The 2,586-nt window shown below is 68.1% G+C and carries 2 protein-coding genes and 1 pseudogene; 1 reads left to right on the plus strand and 2 read right to left on the minus strand.

Translation table 11 applies throughout. The features are described from left to right. Positions 1-804, minus strand: a pseudogene (locus ACLL81_RS04660) (hypothetical protein); the annotation flags it as partial. A 415-nt stretch (positions 805-1,219) separates the two neighbouring features. Between ACLL81_RS04660 and ACLL81_RS04665 the strand changes: the two are divergent. Further along, positions 1,220-1,444, plus strand: a complete 225-nt coding sequence (locus ACLL81_RS04665; RefSeq protein WP_411287179.1) for a hypothetical protein — start codon at positions 1,220-1,222, stop codon at positions 1,442-1,444. Between the two features lie 94 nt (positions 1,445-1,538). Here the strand turns inward: ACLL81_RS04665 and ACLL81_RS04670 are convergent, their stop codons facing one another. Beyond that, complete coding sequence (locus tag ACLL81_RS04670) at positions 1,539-2,585, minus strand: type II glyceraldehyde-3-phosphate dehydrogenase (protein WP_411287180.1); 1,047 nt, start codon at positions 2,583-2,585, stop codon at positions 1,539-1,541. Between the last annotated feature and the right edge of the window lies 1 nt (position 2,586).

The following is a 2,586-nucleotide window of genomic DNA, read 5'->3' on the forward strand; positions in this document are numbered from 1 at the left end:
CAGGAAGGTCTCGACCGCGCGGCCGAAGGCCTCGCCGTCGTTGGCGTCAGGCAGGTCCAGCACCGACCATCCGTAGCTGGCGAACCGCTTGGCCACATCCTCGGCGAACGCCAGGTGGGTCGAGCCTTCGATGGTGATGTGGTTGTCGTCGTAGATCCAGCAGAGGTTGGACAGGCGCAGGTGACCGGCGAGGGAGGCGGCCTCGCTGGACACGCCCTCCATCAGGTCGCCGTCGCTGCAGAGGGCGTAGGTGTTGTAGTCGAACAGCGTCAGCCCCGGCTGGTTGTAGCGCGCGGCCAGCCAGCGCCCGGCCATCGCCATGCCGACGCTGTTCGCCGCGCCTTGGCCAAGCGGGCCGGTGGTGGTTTCCACCCCGGTGGCCAGCCGGTACTCGGGGTGGCCCGCGCAAACGCTGCCCAGCGTGCGGAACTGCCGGATGTCGTCGAGACTGACCGCCAGCTCAGATGTTGGCCTGCCGGCCGCATCCAACGCCTTGACCGCCGCCAGATGTAGCAGGGCGTAGAGTAGCATCGAGCCGTGCCCGGCCGACAGAACGAACCGGTCGCGGTTCGGCCATGCCGGGTCATCGGCGGCATAGCGTAGAAAGCGGCTCCACAGCGTGTAGCCCACCGGCGCCATGGCCATGGGCGCCCCAGGGTGACCGGACTGCGCGCGCTCGACTGCGTCGATGGTCAGTGTGCGGATGGTATTGATGGCGAGCTGGTCCAGCGCCTGCGCGGCCGCAAGGACCCCTGGGCCGCCAGCGACCGCCAAGTCCTGTTCCGCCGGCGCGGTCGACGTCATGGTTCGAGCTCCCTGAGTTCAGCGCCGCCAGGTTGTCGAAGGCAAACACGGTGTCCTGCGACCGGCCGCGACGGCGCCTTTTGACAAGACGCGCGAGGCGTCGAGGGATTACAGGCGGTGAGCGCGGGTCCATCGGCTTGCGGCGGCGAGGTCCCGCGCGCACTTGCACCCGCGGTGACGCCAAGGGCTCACGACCACCGCGCGCTTACGCGGCTGCCCGCGAAACCGAGGGACCCTGATCCGAACGCTCGAGGCGGGAACTGTAAGGTCCCCGGAGCTTGAGCGTCCCTAGTCTGAGGAACGGCGACGCGCGAAGGCGACGGCCCAGCCAAGCCGCCGCCCGCCGTTGGAACGGAACCGAGCATCGGCGCGTTCGCGAAGCGTTCGTTGCGCCGATGCGAGAGGGACAAAAGCTATGACTGATGTGGAAGACGGTGAAGCGCGCGTCGCCCCGGAAGACCGGGTGATCACCTTCGAGGTCGTCAAGGAGCCCTACGGCTGGTCGATCCGACGGGACGCTCGGATGATGACGCCGGTCTGGTGCAAGGCGCTGGCGGTCGAACAGGCGAGCCGGATGGTGGCGGTGCTGCGCCGACATGGGGCGCCTGCGGAACTCCGGATCGACGACGCCGAGGCGTAAGCGGCTGGCGGCTTTGGATGGGCCGGCTCAGGAAACCGCCGCTCTCCCCATGCCGGGTAGCAGATGGCCCCGCCCAGCGCCAGGCGGGCCGGGCCTAGGTCGCACCCTTGACCACGCCAATGCCCAGGCTGGCGTTGGTCATGGCGATTGAGGCCACGGGGTCGGCAATGTGCCCGGTGAGCGCACGGATGGCGTCGACGGTCTCGGGGATGACAATGGCCTGGTTGTCCACCATGTAGGCGTAGAAGAGCTCATCGCCCTGAACCCGAAGCATGTCGACCCAGAGCGCCACTTCGTAGAGGTTGCCGTGTGGCCGGCCGAGATCGGCCATCATCTCCTTGATCGTATTGAGCGCCACATGCCCTTCGTCCATGCGGACGGGCGCGATCCGACTGGACGTGAGGAAGGCCGCAATCACCTCCGCCTTCGAAGCGGCCCGGGTCATCTGCACCGACCAATAGTGGAGATGCCCAATGGTTTCGGGGACCTTCACCGCCATGGTCACCAGATCGAGTTCGGGATCCACGCTCTGCGCATCGGGGCCCTGGTGGCTCGGTATCTCGGGCTCCGGAACGAGCGTGTTCATGATGCCGCTGTGATCGCTTTCCCAGGGGTCGGTGGCCCGGCGCAGCAGGGTTCCCCGCGCCCGGCGCAACAATCCGGCCCGCTTGAGCGCGGAGAGGGTGCGGACGATCGACGTCGTGTTGCAGGACACCACACGCGTCGCGGGCTGGCCGAGCGCCCCGGCATAGCTCGCCTCGGCGACAAAGGAGTGGCCGGTCAGGGCGTGCTTTTCACCACCCTGAACGATGAACGGCTTGTCCTCGCGGCGGTAGAGTTCCGCGTTGGTGGCGCCCACGCCCTTCGGCGTGCAGTCGACCACCACATCGACGGCTGAGATCAGCTCCCCCAGGTCGCCCGCTACGGGCAGACCCACACCTTGCATAGCCCGCGCGGCGTCGGGGTCGGCCCCATAGAGGGGAAAGCCCAGCTGCGCCGCTACGCGCAGGCGCCAGTCGGTGCTGACGTCGGCGACGCCCACAAGGATCATGTCGTCCTGTTCCCGCACGGCGGCCGCCACCCGCTTGCCGATCACGCCATAGCCGTTCACCGCGACGCGGATCTTGCCGGAGTTGTCCATG

The organism is Phenylobacterium sp., assembly GCF_046590535.1.
Classification (GTDB): Bacteria; Pseudomonadota; Alphaproteobacteria; order Caulobacterales; family Caulobacteraceae; genus Phenylobacterium.